This is a genomic window from Streptomyces sp. NPDC058246 (assembly GCF_042881985.1).
Lineage (GTDB): Bacteria > Actinomycetota > Actinomycetes > Streptomycetales > Streptomycetaceae > Streptomyces.
Window position 1 is genome coordinate 492,786 of sequence record NZ_JBHVWZ010000002.1, and the last position, 15,931, is coordinate 508,716.

The 15,931-nt window shown below is 70.8% G+C and carries 14 protein-coding genes; 8 read left to right on the forward strand and 6 right to left on the reverse strand.

Annotated features, from left to right (window positions below):
* Positions 1-138 precede the first annotated feature (138 nt).
* The gene (locus ACFVXA_RS04720) at positions 139-1,008 is read right to left on the reverse strand and encodes a L,D-transpeptidase family protein (RefSeq protein ID WP_390023814.1); all 870 of its coding nucleotides are present in this window, start codon (positions 1,006-1,008) and stop codon (positions 139-141) included.
* 272 nt (positions 1,009-1,280) lie between these two features.
* On the opposite strand from ACFVXA_RS04720, the gene ACFVXA_RS04725 reads away from it, so the two are divergent.
* The 3 genes from ACFVXA_RS04725 (at position 1,281) to leuE (ending at position 3,826) form a co-directional block, all read left to right on the forward strand.
* Positions 1,281-2,861 carry a methylmalonyl-CoA mutase gene (locus ACFVXA_RS04725; RefSeq protein ID WP_390023816.1) on the forward strand — a complete coding sequence of 527 codons (1,581 nt, stop codon included), beginning with the start codon at positions 1,281-1,283 and terminating at the stop codon, positions 2,859-2,861.
* Between the two features lie 101 nt (positions 2,862-2,962).
* Positions 2,963-3,124, forward strand: a complete 162-nt coding sequence (locus ACFVXA_RS04730) for a hypothetical protein (protein ID WP_389938240.1) — start codon at positions 2,963-2,965, stop codon at positions 3,122-3,124.
* Between the two features lie 51 nt (positions 3,125-3,175).
* A complete protein-coding gene (gene leuE, locus ACFVXA_RS04735) occupies positions 3,176-3,826 on the forward strand; it encodes a leucine efflux protein LeuE (protein WP_362021630.1) in 651 nt (216 codons plus the stop codon).
* 55 nt (positions 3,827-3,881) lie between these two features.
* Here the strand turns inward: leuE and ACFVXA_RS04740 are convergent, their stop codons facing one another.
* Positions 3,882-5,396, reverse strand: a complete 1,515-nt coding sequence (locus tag ACFVXA_RS04740) for an FAD-dependent oxidoreductase (protein ID WP_390023818.1) — start codon at positions 5,394-5,396, stop codon at positions 3,882-3,884.
* Between the two features lie 39 nt (positions 5,397-5,435).
* Here ACFVXA_RS04740 and ACFVXA_RS04745 point away from each other — a divergent pair, with 39 nt between their 5' ends.
* Positions 5,436-6,086, forward strand: a complete 651-nt coding sequence (locus tag ACFVXA_RS04745; protein WP_383735699.1) for a TetR/AcrR family transcriptional regulator C-terminal domain-containing protein — start codon at positions 5,436-5,438, stop codon at positions 6,084-6,086.
* A 127-nt stretch (positions 6,087-6,213) separates the two neighbouring features.
* On the opposite strand, the gene ACFVXA_RS04750 is transcribed toward ACFVXA_RS04745, so the two are convergent.
* From ACFVXA_RS04750 to ACFVXA_RS04765, 4 genes are all read right to left on the reverse strand, one after another.
* Entirely contained in the window at positions 6,214-7,134 is a 921-nt protein-coding gene (locus ACFVXA_RS04750) for a class I SAM-dependent methyltransferase (RefSeq protein ID WP_390023820.1), read from the reverse strand.
* Between the two features lie 179 nt (positions 7,135-7,313).
* On the reverse strand, positions 7,314-8,489 hold the full coding sequence (locus ACFVXA_RS04755; protein ID WP_383911169.1) for an acyltransferase family protein: 1,176 nt from the start codon (positions 8,487-8,489) through the stop codon (positions 7,314-7,316).
* Positions 8,486-9,820 (reverse strand): alpha-2,8-polysialyltransferase family protein, encoded by a 1,335-nt coding sequence (locus ACFVXA_RS04760; protein ID WP_362032221.1) that lies wholly within the window; start codon positions 9,818-9,820, stop codon positions 8,486-8,488. The genes ACFVXA_RS04755 and ACFVXA_RS04760 overlap by 4 nt, the downstream gene beginning before the upstream one ends.
* Positions 9,817-10,797, reverse strand: coding sequence for a glycosyltransferase family 2 protein (locus ACFVXA_RS04765; protein WP_383911199.1), 981 nt, complete (start codon positions 10,795-10,797; stop codon positions 9,817-9,819). The genes ACFVXA_RS04760 and ACFVXA_RS04765 overlap by 4 nt, the downstream gene beginning before the upstream one ends.
* Before the next feature lie 198 nt (positions 10,798-10,995).
* On the opposite strand from ACFVXA_RS04765, the gene ACFVXA_RS04770 reads away from it, so the two are divergent.
* The 4 genes from ACFVXA_RS04770 to ACFVXA_RS04785 are packed head-to-tail and all read left to right on the forward strand — an operon-like array spanning position 10,996 to position 15,864.
* Positions 10,996-12,303: a DUF6716 putative glycosyltransferase gene (locus ACFVXA_RS04770; RefSeq protein ID WP_362032223.1), complete on the forward strand. Its 1,308-nt coding sequence runs from the start codon at positions 10,996-10,998 to the stop codon at positions 12,301-12,303.
* 32 nt (positions 12,304-12,335) lie between these two features.
* Positions 12,336-13,634, forward strand: coding sequence for an N-acylneuraminate cytidylyltransferase (locus ACFVXA_RS04775; protein WP_362032226.1), 1,299 nt, complete (start codon positions 12,336-12,338; stop codon positions 13,632-13,634).
* Positions 13,635-13,648: 14 nt separating this feature from the next.
* Positions 13,649-14,587: an N-acetylneuraminate synthase family protein gene (locus ACFVXA_RS04780; protein ID WP_362032229.1), complete on the forward strand. Its 939-nt coding sequence runs from the start codon at positions 13,649-13,651 to the stop codon at positions 14,585-14,587.
* Positions 14,588-14,616: 29 nt separating this feature from the next.
* Positions 14,617-15,864, forward strand: coding sequence for a hypothetical protein (locus ACFVXA_RS04785; protein WP_390023822.1), 1,248 nt, complete (start codon positions 14,617-14,619; stop codon positions 15,862-15,864).
* Positions 15,865-15,931: the final 67 nt, after the last annotated feature.

Consider the following 15,931-nt stretch of genomic DNA (forward strand, 5'->3'; position numbering starts at 1 on the left):
TGTGTTTGTTTTCGGCGGTTTTTTGGTGGGGGTGCTCCCCGCGGTGCGGTGGGTGGTTTTTGTGGGGGGGGGGGGTTTCCGTCCCCCGGCCGCCCCCCCCCCGCCCCACTCCCTTCTCCGCTCTCCCCGCCGCGTCGGTCACCAGTACACGACGACCTTGTCCCCCGTGCGGACCTGCGCGAAGAGCGTCGCGATCTTCCCTTCGTCCCGTACGTTGACGCAGCCGTGCGAGGCGCCGTAGTAGCCGCGGGCCGCGAAGTCCGGGGAGTAGTGGACCGCCTGGCCGCCGCTGAAGAACATCGCGTACGGCATGGACGTGTGGTAGATCGTCGACACGTGGTAGCGCGACTTGAAGTAGACGCTGAACACACCTTCGCGGGTCGGCGTGTACTGCGAGCCGAACCGCACGTCCATCGTCGAGACCGTCTTCCCGTCGATCATCCAGCGCAGCGTGCGGCTCCCCTTGCTGACGCACAGCACGCGGCCCGTCATACAGCGCGGGTCCGGCGCGGCGGTCGGCTGCCCGCCGTACGGGTACAGCTCCCAGTCGGCGGGCTTGTGCGTCATCTTCCGCAGCCGCTCCCAGGTGACGGTGTCCAGGCCGCCGGTGCGCGGCAGCCCCCGCTTGCCCTGGAAGCCCTTCACGGCGTCGACCGTCGGGGCGTCGTACGTCCCCGTCGGCGCCGTGATGAGCCAGGCGACCTGGTGCAGCCGGGCCTGGAGTTCGCGTACGTCGTTGCCCTTGTCGCCGCGGGACCAGAGGACCTTGGGGGCGGGGGCGTCCGGCTTGTCGTCCTGGGGCGTGGAGGCGGAAGGGGATGTGGGCGCCGGCGTGGCCGTACGGCCGGTCCGGGTGGGCGGCGGCGTCTTCCCGTGCGCGTCCACGGCCTGTGCGGTGCAGCCGCTCACCGCGACGAGGGCGACGAGGGCCGCCAGCGATCTCTTCACGGCCGTCGTACCACTGGCCGTCGTACCACCCGTACCACCCGTAGCACCTGTCGTACGCATCCGGACCCCCGTTGTGCCGTCGTGTCACCTGAGATGCTCCCCCCGCGTGACCGGTTGCGAACCAGGCGGCATGGTGGAGAGCGGAACGGTCGATGTCGTCACCGGGAGACGTCTGCGAACGACGTCTCCTCACGACGTCACTGATCAGGGTCCGGAAGCGTTCTGTGAGCAAGGTCCCAGCGTGGGCCCCTCCACCGGGCGCACGGCCGCCGCTACAGTCCGTCGCGAGGGTCGGGTCCTACTAGTGAGTAGCTTCAGCGGGAGGCACAGCAATGGCGCGCGAATCCGAGTCCGGTCTGCCCATCGAGCCGGTCTACGGCCCGGAGACTCTGGAGGGCTGGGATCCGGCTGAGAAGCTGGGCGCGCCGGGCGAGTACCCCTTCACCCGCGGTGTGTACCCGTCGATGTACACGGGCCGTCCGTGGACGATGCGGCAGTACGCCGGTTTTGGCACGGCCGTGGAGTCGAACGCCCGCTACAAGCAGCTGATCGCCAACGGCACGATGGGTCTCTCGGTCGCCTTCGACCTGCCGACCCAGATGGGCCACGACTCGGACGCCGCCATCGCGCACGGCGAGGTCGGCAAGGTGGGCGTGGCGATCGACTCCGTCGAGGACATGCGGATCCTGTTCGGCGGGATCCCCCTCGACAAGGTCTCCACGTCGATGACGATCAACGCGCCCGCGGCACTGCTCCTGCTGATGTACCAACTGGTGGGCGAGGAGCAGGGCGTGCCGGCCGCGCAGCTGACGGGCACGATCCAGAACGACGTGCTCAAGGAGTACATCGCGCGCGGGACGTACATCTTCCCGCCGAAGCCCTCCCTCCGTCTGATCGCGGACATCTTCAAGTACTGCAAGACCGAGATCCCGAAGTGGAACACCATCTCGATCTCGGGCTACCACATGGCGGAGGCCGGCGCGTCCCCCGCGCAGGAGATCGCGTTCACCCTCGCCGACGGCATCGAGTACGTCCGTACGGCGGTCGCGGCCGGCATGGACGTGGACGACTTCGCACCCCGCCTCTCCTTCTTCTTCGTCGCCCGGACGACGATCCTTGAGGAGGTCGCCAAGTTCCGTGCCGCGCGCCGGATCTGGGCGCGGGTGATGCGGGACGAGTTCGGCGCGAAGAACCCGAAGTCCCTGATGCTGCGGTTCCACACGCAGACGGCGGGCGTGCAGCTGACGGCCCAGCAGCCGGAGGTGAACCTGGTCCGCGTCGCCGTCCAGGGCCTGGGTGCGGTGCTCGGCGGTACGCAGTCCCTGCACACGAACTCCTTCGACGAGGCGATCGCGCTCCCCACCGACAAGAGCGCGCGGCTCGCCCTCCGCACCCAGCAGGTGCTGGCCTACGAGACCGACGTCACGGCGACCGTCGACCCCTTCGCGGGCTCGTACGTCATCGAGAAGATGACCGACGACGTGGAGACGGCCACCCTTGAGCTGATGGCGAAGGTCGAGGAACTGGGCGGCGCGGTGAACGCGATCGAGCACGGCTTCCAGAAGTCCGAGATCGAGCGCAGCGCTTACCGGATCGCCCAGGAGACCGACTCCGGCGAGCGGGTCGTGGTCGGCGTCAACCGCTTCCAGCTCGACGCGGAGGAGCCCTACGAGCCGCTCCGCGTGGACCCGGCCATCGAGGCCCAGCAGGCCGACCGCCTCGCCAAGCTCCGCGCGGAGCGCGACCAGGCAGCGGTCGACGCCGCCCTGGCCGACCTGAAGAAGGCCGCCGAGGACACGGACAACGTCCTCTACCCCATGAAGGACGCCCTCCGCGCCCGCGCGACGGTGGGCGAGGTGTGCAACGCGCTGCGGGAGGTCTGGGGGACTTACGTCCCCTCGGATGCCTTCTGAGCTGGGCAATTACTCCGTATGAGCGATCGGGGGCGGAAACGGAAGGGTCGGCCGCCGCCGGGGTGCTGCCCGCCACCCCGGCCGGCATTCCGGTCTGCGTCGTGGCTGACCGCAAGCACGACGAGGTGCTGCTCTACCGGGATCCGGTCAACGGCAAGTACCCAGCCCCCGAGCGCTACGAGCGAGGCCAGAGCGTTCCGGTCCCGGAATGCGTCGGCGTCACCCTCGACCTCTCCGTGGACACCCTCCTCGACGGTGACTGAACCGCGAGACCCGAACGCGGAGTGTCGTACCCCCGTGCGACACTCCTTCTCATGTTCGGCGTCATCGATCTCCCCACCTATCTCGCAGGTCTCGTCCTGATCGTCCTGCTCCCCGGTCCCAACTCGCTGTACGTACTTTCCGTCGCCGCCCGCCGTGGTGTGCGGGCCGGGTACACCGCCGCCGCGGGTGTCTGGTGCGGGGACACCGTGCTGATGACGTTGTCGGCGGCCGGAGTCGCCTCGCTGTTGCAGGCGAACGCCGTGCTGTTCGGGATCGTGAAGTACGCGGGGGCCGGGTATCTGACCTGGCTCGCCGTCGGGATGCTGCGAACCGCGTGGCAGATGTGGCGGACGCGGCGGGAGCGGGCGGCGGAGAGCGCGGAGCCCGCGACCGGCACCGAGGAGCGGCCCTTCCGGCGGGCGTTCGTCGTCAGCCTGTTCAACCCCAAGGCGATCCTGTTCTTCGTCGCCTTCTTCGTGCAGTTCGTCGACCCGGGCTACGCCTACCCGGCCCTTTCCTTCGTCGTCCTCGGCGCCTTCGCCCAGTTCGCGAGCTTCCTGTACCTGTCCGCGCTGATATTCAGCGGCACCAGGCTCGCGGCGGCCTTCCGCCGCCGCAAGCGGCTCTCCGCGGGGGCCACCACCGCCGCGGGCGCCCTCTTCCTCGGCTTCGCCGTGAAGCTCACACTGGCCGGCGCCTAGGACTCACCGGGGCCCGGGGCCCCCAGGACCCAAAGCCCCCAGGGCCGGTCGGCGGCTAGGCCACGCCCACGCGGGTCGTGTACTCCGTCAGCCCTTCAGCCGTCTCGCCGGCCCAGCCGACGTAACCGTCGGGCCGGACGAGGAACACGCCGGTGCCGTACGCCTCGTAGGAGGGGATGCGGACCGTACGGACGGAGGCGGGCAGGGGCGGCAGTGCGGTCTCGTCCGTGCCGACCGTCAGCAGCGTCCAGTGCGGGCCTCGGAACGCGTCGAAGAGGCGTACGCCGCCGAGCGTTCCGTCCGGTGCCCGGTCGCCCGCGTGCAGCGTGGCCTCGGGGAGTCCCGCGCGGGTCTCCATCGAGAGTGAGCGGCCCCGGTAGCCGAGCCCGAGCTGCCGCGTGGCCGCGCCGCGCCGCACCTCGCCCCGGTGGACCCGGGTGGTCAGGCCGAGCATGTCGGCGGCGTTGGGCAGCCGTTCCTCCTCGTAGGTGTCGAGGAGGGACTCCGGAGCCTTGCCGCTCAGCACGGCGCCCAGCTTCCAGCCCAGGTTGTACGCGTCCTGGACGCTGGTGTTGAGGCCCTGGCCCCCGGCGGGGGAGTGGACGTGCGCCGCGTCCCCGGCGAGGAGCACCCGCCCCGCGCGGAAGCGGTCGGCCAGCGCGGCCCGCGGCCGGAAGTCCGAGGCCCAGCGCACCTCGGTCACGTCGTCGGGGGAGAGGTGCGAGCGGGCGGCGACGACCTTGCGGATGCCGTCGAGCGAGAGGTCGATGTCCGTACCCTGCGGGAACCGGGCGGTGACCTGGAACTCCTCCGTGCCTGCCAGAGGGCAGATCGCCAGGAAGCCGTCGGCGTCCCCGCGTGGCGGGAAGACGTGCCAGTTGTCGCGGTCCAGGCCGGTGATCCGGGCGTCCGCCACCAGCATCGGGTTCGGGTCGACCGTCTCTCCCGTCATGCGGATCCCCAGCGCGCGGCGCACGGTCGACCGACCGCCGTCGGCGGCGACGGCGTACCGCGCGCGGACCGGGGCGCCGGACGCGAACTCCACGGTCACGCCGTCGTCGTCCTGCGCGAGGCCGACGACCTCCCGCCCGAAGGCGACCCGCCCTCCCCCGAGCTCTCGGCTTCGCTCGAACACGGGGGACCCCCATAGCTCCTCCAGCCGCGCGAACAGGATCTCCTGGGTCCGCCACTGCGGCACCATCCACGGCTCGCCATAGGGTGAGTCCACGCTCGTCTCGGCCGGGTCGAACATCTGGTGCTCGCCCACGCGCCTGCCGTCCTGCCAGATCATCCCGGCCGGGTAGGGGCCGCCCGCCGCGTGGATCGCGTCCAGCACCCCGAGGTCGTCGAAGACCTCCCGGGTGCGCGGCTGGAGCCCCTTGCCGCGCGATCCGGGGAACAGCCTGTCGGCCCGTTCCACGACGAGGGCGTCCACCCCGCGCCGGGCGAGGTCGATGGCGAGGGTGAGGCCCGTGGGGCCGGCACCCACGACAAGTACATCCGTGGCCATTGCTTCTGAGTCCGTTGCTCCCGTGTCCATGGCACGCTCCTTAACGTTGTTAAGTTCCATGCTTTCGAGCATGTGCTTAACGGCGTTAAACTGTCAAGCGTGGCTACCCGGAGATCCCCCAAGCTGGACAAGAAGCAGGTCGTCGAGACCGCCCTCGCCCTCCTGAACGAGGGCGGCCTGGACGGCCTCACGCTCCGCGCGATCGCCAAGGAGCTGAACGTCCAGGCGCCCGCCCTGTACTGGCACTTCAAGAACAAACAGGAGCTGCTGGACGAGATGGCGACGGAGATGTACCGCCGCATGAAGGACGGCATGCCGGGCACGCTCGGCGCGACCTGGCAGGAGTGGCTGGTGGCGTCCAACCGCGGACTGCGTGCCGCGCTGCTCAGCTACCGCGACGGCGCGAGGGTCTTCAGCGGCACACGCTTCACCGGCACCCTGCACGCCGTCGAGATGGAGAAGATGCTGCGGCTCTTCACGGATGCCGGGTACACACTCGCCCAGGCAGTCCGCGCGACCACGACCGCGTACATGTACACACTCGGTTTCGTCACCGAGGAGCAGGGTGTCCAGCCCCTGCCGGGCGAGCGCCGCGAGGGCTACGACATCGACGAACGCGCCCGCCGGATGGCCGACTTCCCGCTGACGGCCGCGGCGGGCGCGGAGATCTTCGAGGACTACGACCGGCACTTCGAGGAGGGGCTGGCCCTGGTGATCGCCGGGATCGAGGCGCGGTACGGGATCGGCTGAGCCGACCCCGGCCGCCCGCCCCGCCGCCGACCCCGGCCGCTTCTTCGCCGCCCCCGGCCGCCCGCCGCCCGACGGCCGGCCCGTCGACCGCCGCCCGCACTACTGCCCCGTCCGACGGGCGCGCAGGTCAGCGCGCCCCCGGGTCCCTGCCCGGGCGGGCACCGCGGATCGCGCGGGTGAGGACGGGCGGCAGCAGGTCCGCCGCGATGCGCCGAGTGCGGCCGCGCCGCGGGGCGGCGGCCCTGCCCGGCCGGGAGGGGGCCCGGTCCGTGGCGGCCCCGGTCCCGCTCGCGTACCGGGACGGCGGGAAGGCTGGTGCCCGCATGCCCTTGGACTTGAGGCGGATGATGCGATGTCCGGCCGCCTGCTGAACGCTCAGATGGCAGTCCGCACGCCCACGCACCGCCGTCAGCAGCGCCTCCTGGGCGGGGCCGGGGTCGTCCCAGGTCCCGTACAGCTTCTGCGTGCTCAGACAGATCGGGCGCAGGCCCCTGGTGAGCACCGCCTCCCAGGCGGCCACGGAGACGCCGGGCGTGTGTTCCGAGCGGAAGTCGTCGAGGACGACGACCCCGCCGGGCAGCAGGGCGTCGCGGGCGGCGCCTATGTCGTCGTACACGTGCTCGTAGAGGTGTGAGGCGTCGATGTGGACGAACCGGCAGGAGCGGGGGGCGACCTCCGCCGGGACCACGCTGCTGGGGCCTTGCAGGACGCGGGGCAGCGCGTCGTGGAAGGAGAGGTAGTTCTCCTCGAACGTCTGCCGGGTGAGCGCGCCGTACGACTTCGTCGACTCCGCCCGGTTGGCGTCGTCCGGTGCGGATCCCTCGAAGAGGTCGCACACCGTGTACCGCTCCCCGTCCTGGAGATGGCGGCCGAGGAAGATGGCGCTCTTGCCCATGTACACGCCGACTTCCAGCAGATCACCTCGTACTCCCGCGGACTCCTGGTGGCCCAGGAACCAGTCGAAGAGCGTCTGGTCGAGAACGGGGAACCAGCCGGGTACGTCGTCGAGCCGGCCGGGCGGACGGGTCGTGCCGTGGGCGAAGGTCATGGGGAGCACTCCCTTGGGCGGACGAGCTTGTGCGGAACTGGTCGGCGCCTGCCCGCGGACGCCCGCTCAAACGGACGCTCAGGTGAACGGCCGGCCAATTCCGCTTGCTTCCCTCACGTCCTCGTCGCCTTGGGCGCGGCCCGCGCAACGGGTCTTGGCAGCCGCCTCTTGGGGAGCGGTCAGCGCCTGGGGCTCGACAGCACCGAGCGCAGCCTCGGGGTGAGCCACCCCTCCACGTACCGGTTCAGCAGCCAGGCCAGCAGCAGCATCGTCGCGACCGTCAGCGCGAACGTGCCGTACGACGGGATGTGCAGGGTCTGGTGGTAGGCCTTTATGGCGACCCAGCCCAGGTGCTCGTGGACCAGGTAGAAGGGGTACGTCAGGGCGCCGGCGACGCTCAGCCAGCGCCAGTTCGCCCAGTTCAGCCAGCCGAGCGCGATCGCGGCCACCGCCGCGTAGCCGAGCGTGACGACCAGCATGATGCCGAACGACGTGCGGTAGGAGAAGAAGTCCGGGTTCGGGGCGTGCCACAGCTTCACCACGGCGTAGTGCTGGCCGATCAGCCAGCTCACGCCCACGATGCCCCAGGCGTACGCGTCCCGCCGGTCGCGGTGGATCAGATAGAGACCGACGCCGCCGATGAAGTACGACGCGTACTCCGGCATCAGGACGATGTTCAGCAGCGGCTCGTTCGCCGCCTGGGCGAACGCCGCCGCCAGCGTCCAGCCCGCGCAGAAGAGGATCACCCGCTGCCGGTTTGCACCCGGCAGCACGATGCACAGGGCGAAGAGGGCGTAGAAGCGGACCTCGGCCCACAGCGTCCAGCAGACGCCCAGCACCCGGTCCACGCCCAGCGGCTGCTGGAGCATCGTCAGGTTCACCAGCGCGTCACTCGGCGAGACCGCCTTGTACGCGACCACGGGCAGCGCGAACACCGCCGTCACGATGATGATCGCCGCCCAGTACGCGGGAAGCAGACGGGAGGCGCGGGACGCGAAGAACGAGCGCAGCGGGCGTCCCCAGCCGCTCATGCAGATCACGAAGCCGCTGATCACGAAGAAGACCTGGACGCCCAGGCAGCCGTACGCGAAGTACGAGTGCAGCGAGGGGAACTGGTGCTTCGCGGAACTGCCCCACGCCTGCGCGACCTCGCCGTCGCGGCCGCCGTAGTGGTACCCGGCGACCATCAGCGCGGCGACGAGCCGCAGTCCGTCGAGCGCACGCAGGCGTGGTGCGTGCGCCCGGCGCAGTATCCGGGGCGGGACACCGTCCGCACCGGCTTTGGGCGCGGGCGTCGGCAGTGACGTGTCCGTCGGTGCGGAGGCGGCGGCCGACGCCGCGGCTGAGGCGGTCATCCGAGCGTCGCCCGCTTCAACGACCGGGCGCGGCGGGCCACCCGGCGGACCGTCGCGTTGCGCGGAATGAAGGCGAGCTGGGCCGGGACCGCGCCGGGCAGCGCGAGCGAGGTCAGCCGTCGCCGCTTGAAGTAACGCCAGGTGTGCTGGTTCAGATGCCGCGTCAGATAGCGCTCGGTCTCCGGACGCAGGTCCGGGTAGATCTTCGGCTGCATGGCGAATCCCACGGCTCGTACGAGTCCGGTGAGGGCGGTGACGTCCAGGCCGTGCCGCTGCTCGGTGACCGCCGCCTTGTCGGTCAGTGCGGGCAGCAGGGCGTCCACGATCGTCACGGGGACACGGTTGCTGTTCTCGTACGGCGTGAGGCGGTCGAGGAGCGACTCGGTGCCGATGCGGGCGACCGGCAGGCCGTACAGCGCCGACGCGGTGAGCAGCGCGGTGGAGAAGCAGCCGACGACCAGGGCGGGGCGCATCCGCTGGTAGAGCACCTCGGCGAGGACCGGGGTGTCGAGCACGGTGAGGTCGGCGCCGAGCTTCTCGGCCTCCTTCTCCAGCATGCGCGACCAGCGGGCCGGGGCCGAGGGGTGCGGCTTGAACACCACGCGGGTGTGGCCGAGTGCGAGGGCGCCCTTCAGCATCCGGACGTGGAGGTTCTCCTCCTCCTCGGCGGTGAGGATGTCCAGCGCGGAGAGGTACTGGCCGAGCAGCAGGGCCGGTTCGTCGACGGACGGCAACGCGTCGCCGGTGTCGACGAGTTCGGCGAGTACCTTCACGAACGCGTCCGTCGGGACGATCTCCGGCTCGACGTCGAACTCCGTGAGGAGCAGCGGCCTGAGGCCGGGGACGAGGTCCAGGTGGAGCAGGCGGTCCACCCGGGTGCCGACCAGCGGGTCGATCTTGTTGCGGGTCGGGCCGTAGCTCATCAGACCGTCGGCGTACACGGTGACGGGCGCGCCGGTGAAGATCTGCGCGACGCCGAGCGCCGGGTTCACCTGGATCGACTCGACGGCCAGCTCGATGTCGTCGTCGCCGAGGTTCCAGGCGAGCCGCAGATGCCGCTCCCACAGGGGCACGTCATCCAGCCGTGGGGCCCAGCCGCCGGGGTGGAAGGGCGAGATGGTCTCGTTCCACGAGATCACGTCGTCGAAGCGGCCGCGCAGCCGCTCGAAGCCGGGCATCTCGTCCACACCGGACGTCGTCTCGGGTGTCGCCGCGTTGTTGGAGACGAGCAGGATGCGCCGGTCGGCCGGCGCGAAACACTCGGTGTCCAGGGCGGCGGCGAGCGTCGCCGTCCCGTACAGCGTGGACGCCAGGAAGATCTGGGTGGTCACGCGGCCACCCCCGAGGCGGGGGCGGGACGGCGGCGCAGCCGGCGCAGCCGCGTGGCGCGCTGGACGTCCATCGAGTCGAGGGCGTCGTCGAGCACGTCCTGCGGCATGCGCCGCAGGGCGACTGCGCTCATCGACTTGAGTTTCCGTGCCACCGCTGGCTCGAACCTTTCGATGGATCCCAGGTGATGGGAAATAATCGCGCAATATGTGCGCACGGCTTTGGGCAGGAGTTTTTCCGCGTCACGGTCTTCGGCGGTTTCCGCCACGACCTGATCGAACGCGCGAATGAAATCGAGTTGACGCACGTCACCGATCTGGGTGAGGGAGGAGGCTACGCCACGCCGGTAGAACACGCCGAGCAGCCCCACCGTGGCGAAGGATTCCGCCTCCCGGTGCAGCTTCCAGATCCACGGCCGGTCCTCGGCCGTACGCAGGCCGTCGGTGAAGTGGAGCAGCCCGCGGTCCACCAGCCGGCGGTGGTAGATGCCCGCCCAGGCGTAGGCGTAGTCGACGGAGGTGGACCGGTCGGCGGGCAGGATCGCGTCGCGCGGACGCATCACCACGCCCCGCCGGCCGTGCGGAACACGGTGGATGGCGCGGGCGCGAGCGGTGCACTGGACATGGTCCGTACGGACGAAGTCGCAGCCCAAGTCCTCGATGGAGGCGAGGAGTTGCTCGTAATAGCCGGGGGCGAGCCAGTCGTCCCCGTCGAGGAACGTGAGGTAGTCGCCGCGCGCCTTGTCGATCCCCGTGTTGCGTGCGGTGGCCAGACCTCCGTTCTTCTCGTGTCTGACATACACCGCGCCCGGGAGCTCGCGCTCCGCGCGCGCGAGAATGTCCGGTGTCTCGTCGCGCGAGCAGTCGTCGACGAGAATGAATTCGAAGTCCGAGCGCGCGTTCGCACGCAGACTCTTCAGGGTGTCGGGCGCGTATTGCTGCACGTTGTAGAACGGCACGATGACGGAGAGCTTGACCACCCCTGTGACGTTAGGGGGCGGCCCGGCATTCGTCTTGACCGGCGGCTTGATGCCAGGTGAACGGCGCGTGGCGAAGCTGTGAACCAGGCTATTTTTCTGTGCCCCGGCGGCCTGATTCGCCATTCGTCGACGTGCTGTTAACCCTTTGTTGCATTCGGGTTGGGCCGCACCTCGAAATGGCTTCCTAGCGTCTTGGACGTGCCAGCAAGTACCCCGAAGTCCCTGCGGGTCGCCGTTCTCGCGGATTCCGATACTCGGTGGAAATGGGGTTCGCTCACCGCGAATCGTATCTCTCCGGCCGAATCGGACATCCACCTCGACGGTTTCCTCCTGCGTGGCCGTGCCACCCCCACCGCCCGCCAGCTCGAAGAAGTCGGCGTCCGCGCGGATTCCCTCCGCGAGGTCACCGCCGTCGAATTCCTGCGCGAGATGGCGAAGGAGCGGTACGACGTACTGGTCCTCGCCCTGGTCGGCGGTGCCGTCCAGGCGATGATCCACGGCCTGGCCCGCGCCTGGGACGGGCGGACCGAGCGGCCCGTGGTCGTCACCGGCTATGTCGGCGTCGTATACGAGAAGCTCGCCGACGGCCTGCTGCTGCGGCACGGCGCGGACCTCGTCCTCGCCAACTCCCGCCAGGACGCGGACCGATTCCGGGCCGTGTACGAGGGGGTCGGCGCCGACGCCTCGTCGGTGACCGAGGTCGCGCTGCCCTTCCTGGGCGGCGACGGCTACGAGAAGCACGACCCGTACACGGTCGTCTTCGCCGCCCAGCCCTCCGTACCGGAGAGCCGCAAGGACCGTACGTACCTGCTGAACCGGCTGATCCGGCACGCCCGGCTCCACCCGGACCGCGAAGTGCTGCTGAAGCTGCGCTCCAAGCCGGGCGAGCACACCACGCACATCGAGGAACTGCCCTACCAGAAGCTGGCGCAGAAGACCGACCTGCCCGCCAACTTCCGCCTCGTCTACGGGCACATGGGCGATGTCCTCGACCGCACCGACCTGCTGGTCACCATCAGCTCCACGGCGGCCCTCGAATCCCTGCACCGCCGTATCCCCACCGTCGTCCTGACCGACCTCGGGGTGCGCGAGGCGCTCGGCAACCACCACTTCGTGGGCTCCGGCTGCCTCGCCTCCTGGGACCAGCTGGACGACCGGCACCAGCCGTCGCCGGACCCCCGGTGGGTCGCCCGGCAGGGCGTCGCCGCCGACGGCTCGTACGAGACGGCCTTCGACGTGGCGCGGTTCCGCATCACCGAGCTGCTGGAAGCGGGCCACCTCCCGTCCCTCGCCCCTTACTACACGCCCGTCACCGCGCCCGGCTATCTGCCCGGCATCCTCGCCCGCCACCACCTCGGCCCGGACGGCAGCCCGCTGCCCGGCGCGCCCGCGGCGGACAGGGAGCCCAGTCCCGTACGGCAGATCGTGCGCCGGGCCGCCCGCGGCGCCTACCGCCACGGCGTCCAGCGCGTGGCGCCGGTGATCCGGCGGATGGGGGAGCTGTGAGCGCCAAGATCCCTTCCCAAGGAGTACTTCCCATGTCCAACCCGGAAGCGGGCCAAGCGACTTCGGTACGTCGCGTGCTCGCGGTGATCCCCGCGCGGGGCGGCTCCAAGGGCGTCCCCGCCAAGAACCTCCTGCCGGTCGGCGGAGTGCCGCTGGTGGCCCGCGCGGTGCGCGAGTGCCGGGCGACGCGGCTCGTCACGGACGTCGTGGTCTCCACGGACGACCAGGCGATCGCGGCGGCCGCCCGTGAGGCCGGCGCCGAGGTCGTGCTGCGCCCCGCCGCCATCGCCGGCGACACCGCGACCTCCGAGGCCGCCGTGCTGCACGCCATGGACGCCCACGAGGCGCTGCACGGCGCGGCGGTCGACGTGGTCCTCCTCGTCCAGTGCACCAGCCCGTTCATCACCCGGGAGGACATCGACGGGGTCGCCGCGGCGGTCGTCGAGAACGGTGCCGACACCGCGCTGACGGTGGCTCCCTTCCACGGGTTCATCTGGCGGGACGCGGCCGACGACCCGGCGGTCGTCGACACCTCCCGCACCGCGGAGGTGGGCGGGGCGACCAAGGTCGCCAACTCCGTCGCCACCGAAGGCGGTTACGGCGTCAACCACGACAAGTCGTTCCGCCCGCGCCGCCAGGACCGCCCCCAGGACCTGCTGGAGACCGGCGCCGCCTACGCCATGGACGCGGCGGGCCTGCGCGAGCACCAGCACCGCTTCTTCGGCCGTACGGAACCCGTCCGCACCGACCCGGCCCGGGTGCTGGAGATCGACGACCCGCACGACCTGGCCCGCGCCCGCGTGCTGGCCCCCCTCTTCGACGCGAGCCGCCCCGGTTCGCTCCCGACCGCCGCCGACATCGACGCGGTCGTCCTCGACTTCGACGGCACCCAGACCGACGACAGGGTGCTGATCGACTCCGACGGACGGGAATTCGTCTCCGTGCACCGCGGGGACGGCCTCGGTATCGCCGCCCTCCGCAAGAGCGGCCTGACGATGCTGATCCTGTCCACGGAACAGAACCCGGTCGTCGCCGCCAGGGCCCGGAAGCTCAAGATCCCGGTCCTGCACGGCATCGACCGGAAAGACCTCGCACTGAAGCAGTGGTGCGAGGAGCAGGGCATCGCGCCTGAGCGCGTGCTCTACGTCGGCAACGACGTCAACGACCTCCCGTGCTTCGCCCTCGTGGGCTGGCCGGTGGCGGTCGCGAGCGCCCACGACGTCGTGCGCGGCGCCGCACGCGCGGTCACCACCGTCCCCGGTGGCGACGGCGCGATCCGAGAGATCGCCAGCTGGATCCTCGGCCCTTCTCTCGACTCCCTCGACAAGTAAGGAATTTCTCCCCCATGAGCACCAACTCCCGTCTGCGCACCTTCGGTTCGAAGACCGCCGGCCCCGGCCACCCCGTCTACGTCGTCGGCGAGATCGGCATCAACCACAACGGTGAGCTGGAGAACGCCTTCAAGCTGATCGACGCCGCCGCCGAGGCCGGCTGCGACGCCGTCAAGTTCCAGAAGCGCACTCCGGAGATCTGCACCCCGCGCGACCAGTGGGACATCGAGCGCGACACCCCCTGGGGCCGCATGACCTACATCGACTACCGCCACCGCGTGGAGTTCGGTGAGGACGAGTACCGCCAGATCGACGAGTACGCCAAGAGCAAGAACATCGACTGGTTCGCCTCCCCGTGGGACACCGAGGCCGTCGCCTTCCTGGAGAAGTTCGACGTCCCGGCCCACAAGGTCGCGTCCGCGTCCCTGACCGACGACGAGCTGCTGCGCTCGCTCCGCGCCACCGGCCGTACGGTCATCCTCTCGACCGGCATGTCGACCCCGAAGCAGATCCGTCACGCGGTCGAGGTGCTCGGCTCGGACAACATCCTGCTCTGCCACGCCACCTCGACGTACCCGGCGAAGGCCGAGGAGCTCAACCTCCGCGTCATCAACACCCTCCAGGCCGAGTACCCGAACGTCCCGATCGGCTACTCCGGCCACGAGACGGGTCTGCAGACCACGCTCGCCGCGGTCGCCCTCGGCGCCACCTTCGTCGAGCGCCACATCACCCTCGACCGCGCCATGTGGGGCTCGGACCAGGCCGCCTCCGTGGAGCCGCAGGGCCTGCAGCGCCTCGTCCGCGACATCCGCACCATCGAGGCCTCCCTCGGCGACGGCGTCAAGAAGGTCTACGAGTCCGAGCTCGGCCCCATGAAGAAGCTGCGCCGCGTGACGGGCGTCGTCGCCGAGGCGGAGATCGCCGACGCCGCGGGCGAGCCGGTCGCGGTCTGAGCACCTTACGACGGGACGGTCGTACGTCGATGAGCCCCCGCGCCGGTTCCGCCGGCCCCCACACTCTCGCCTTCGTCGAGAGCCCGGTACAGCTCCTGAACGTGCTGGAGTGGGCGCACGCGCACGCCCACAGCGCCACGGCGCCCTCCGCGGTGGCCGAGCCGGTGTCCGGCGCGGGGTCGTCCGGTGCGACGGACCCGGTTTCCGGTGCGGGGTCGTCCGGTGTGACGGACCCGGTTTCCGGCGCGGGGTCGTCCGGTGTGACGGACCCGGTGTCCGGCGCGGGGTCCTCCGGAATAGCGGACCCGGTGTCCGGCGCGGGGCTCACCCTCGTCGTCCTCTCGCCCAACGACCCGATGACCCGCGGCCAGCTGCGCCGCATGGCGGAACTGGCCCGCGACGAGGGCCACCAGGTCCGCTGGGAGGAGGCGCGCGGCGGCACCACCGCCCCCTTCCACACCATCGGCGGCCTCGCCCCGCTGCTCCGCCGGGCCCGCCGCATCGTGATGGGAGACCCTTTCTCCCGTTATGTACAGCTCCTGCTCACCATCACCCGCGCCCGCGACCTGGTCGTGGTCGACGACGGCACGGCGACGATGGAGTTCGTCGCCCAACTCGCCCGCGGTGAACGCCTGGTGCGCTGGCACCGGCGCGGTGGCCGCCCCGGCGCGCGCGACGTCATCTTCGCGCCCGTCTCCGCCTCCGCCCGCCGTCGGCTCACGCCGAGCAACCGCCGTACGGTCGAGGTCTTCTCCTCCATGCCGATCGACTCGGCCCCGGACGGCGTCCGCGTCACCGCCAACGACTTCTCCTGGACCCGCGCCCGCTTCGGCCCGCCCCGCATCACCAAGAGCGCGGACCTGGTCGGCACCTCCCTCGTGGAGACGGGTGTGGTGGACCCGGACCGCTATCTGGAGGCGGTCCGCGCCCTCGCCAAGACCCACGGCGCGACCCGCTACTTCGCGCACCGCCGCGAGAGCACCGACAAACTGCACCGCCTGGCCGCCGAGACGGGCCTCGAGATCGTCCGCCCCGACCTGCCCCTCGAACTGATCGCCCGCCGTGGCCCGATCGGCCGTACGATCCTCAGCTTCCCGTCGACCGTCGTCCACACCCTCCCGCTCGCCCTGGTCGGCACCGACGTCCGCGTCGCCGTCTGCGACATCGACCCGAGCTGGCTGACCGAGAACGCGTCACCGCGGGCACAGGGCTTCCTGTCGGGCGTCACGGGCACGGCTCGGGACGTACATCGGCTGTCGTCGGTCGCGGCGGTGTAGGGCGCCGGGCCGTGTGCGCGGCCCGTGGCGCAAGCGCAGCGTGGCGGTGACGCTCCGGGAATCCGGA

Excerpts from the sequence above, each read along its gene's own strand:
- ACFVXA_RS04725 (WP_390023816.1), top strand. The coding sequence starts at position 1,281 with ATGGCGCGCGAATCCGAGTCCGGTCTGCCCATCGAGCCGGTCTACGGC.
- ACFVXA_RS04740 (WP_390023818.1), bottom strand. The coding sequence starts at position 5,396 with ATGGAACTTAACAACGTTAAGGAGCGTGCCATGGACACGGGAGCAACG.
- ACFVXA_RS04780 (WP_362032229.1), top strand. The coding sequence starts at position 13,649 with ATGAGCACCAACTCCCGTCTGCGCACCTTCGGTTCGAAGACCGCCGGC.
- ACFVXA_RS04785 (WP_390023822.1), top strand. The coding sequence starts at position 14,617 with ATGAGCCCCCGCGCCGGTTCCGCCGGCCCCCACACTCTCGCCTTCGTC.
- ACFVXA_RS04750 (WP_390023820.1), bottom strand. The coding sequence starts at position 7,134 with ATGACCTTCGCCCACGGCACGACCCGTCCGCCCGGCCGGCTCGACGAC.
- ACFVXA_RS04720 (WP_390023814.1), bottom strand. The coding sequence starts at position 1,008 with ATGCGTACGACAGGTGCTACGGGTGGTACGGGTGGTACGACGGCCAGT.
- ACFVXA_RS04775 (WP_362032226.1), top strand. The coding sequence starts at position 12,336 with ATGTCCAACCCGGAAGCGGGCCAAGCGACTTCGGTACGTCGCGTGCTC.
- leuE (WP_362021630.1), top strand. The coding sequence starts at position 3,176 with ATGTTCGGCGTCATCGATCTCCCCACCTATCTCGCAGGTCTCGTCCTG.
- ACFVXA_RS04755 (WP_383911169.1), bottom strand. The coding sequence starts at position 8,489 with ATGACCGCCTCAGCCGCGGCGTCGGCCGCCGCCTCCGCACCGACGGAC.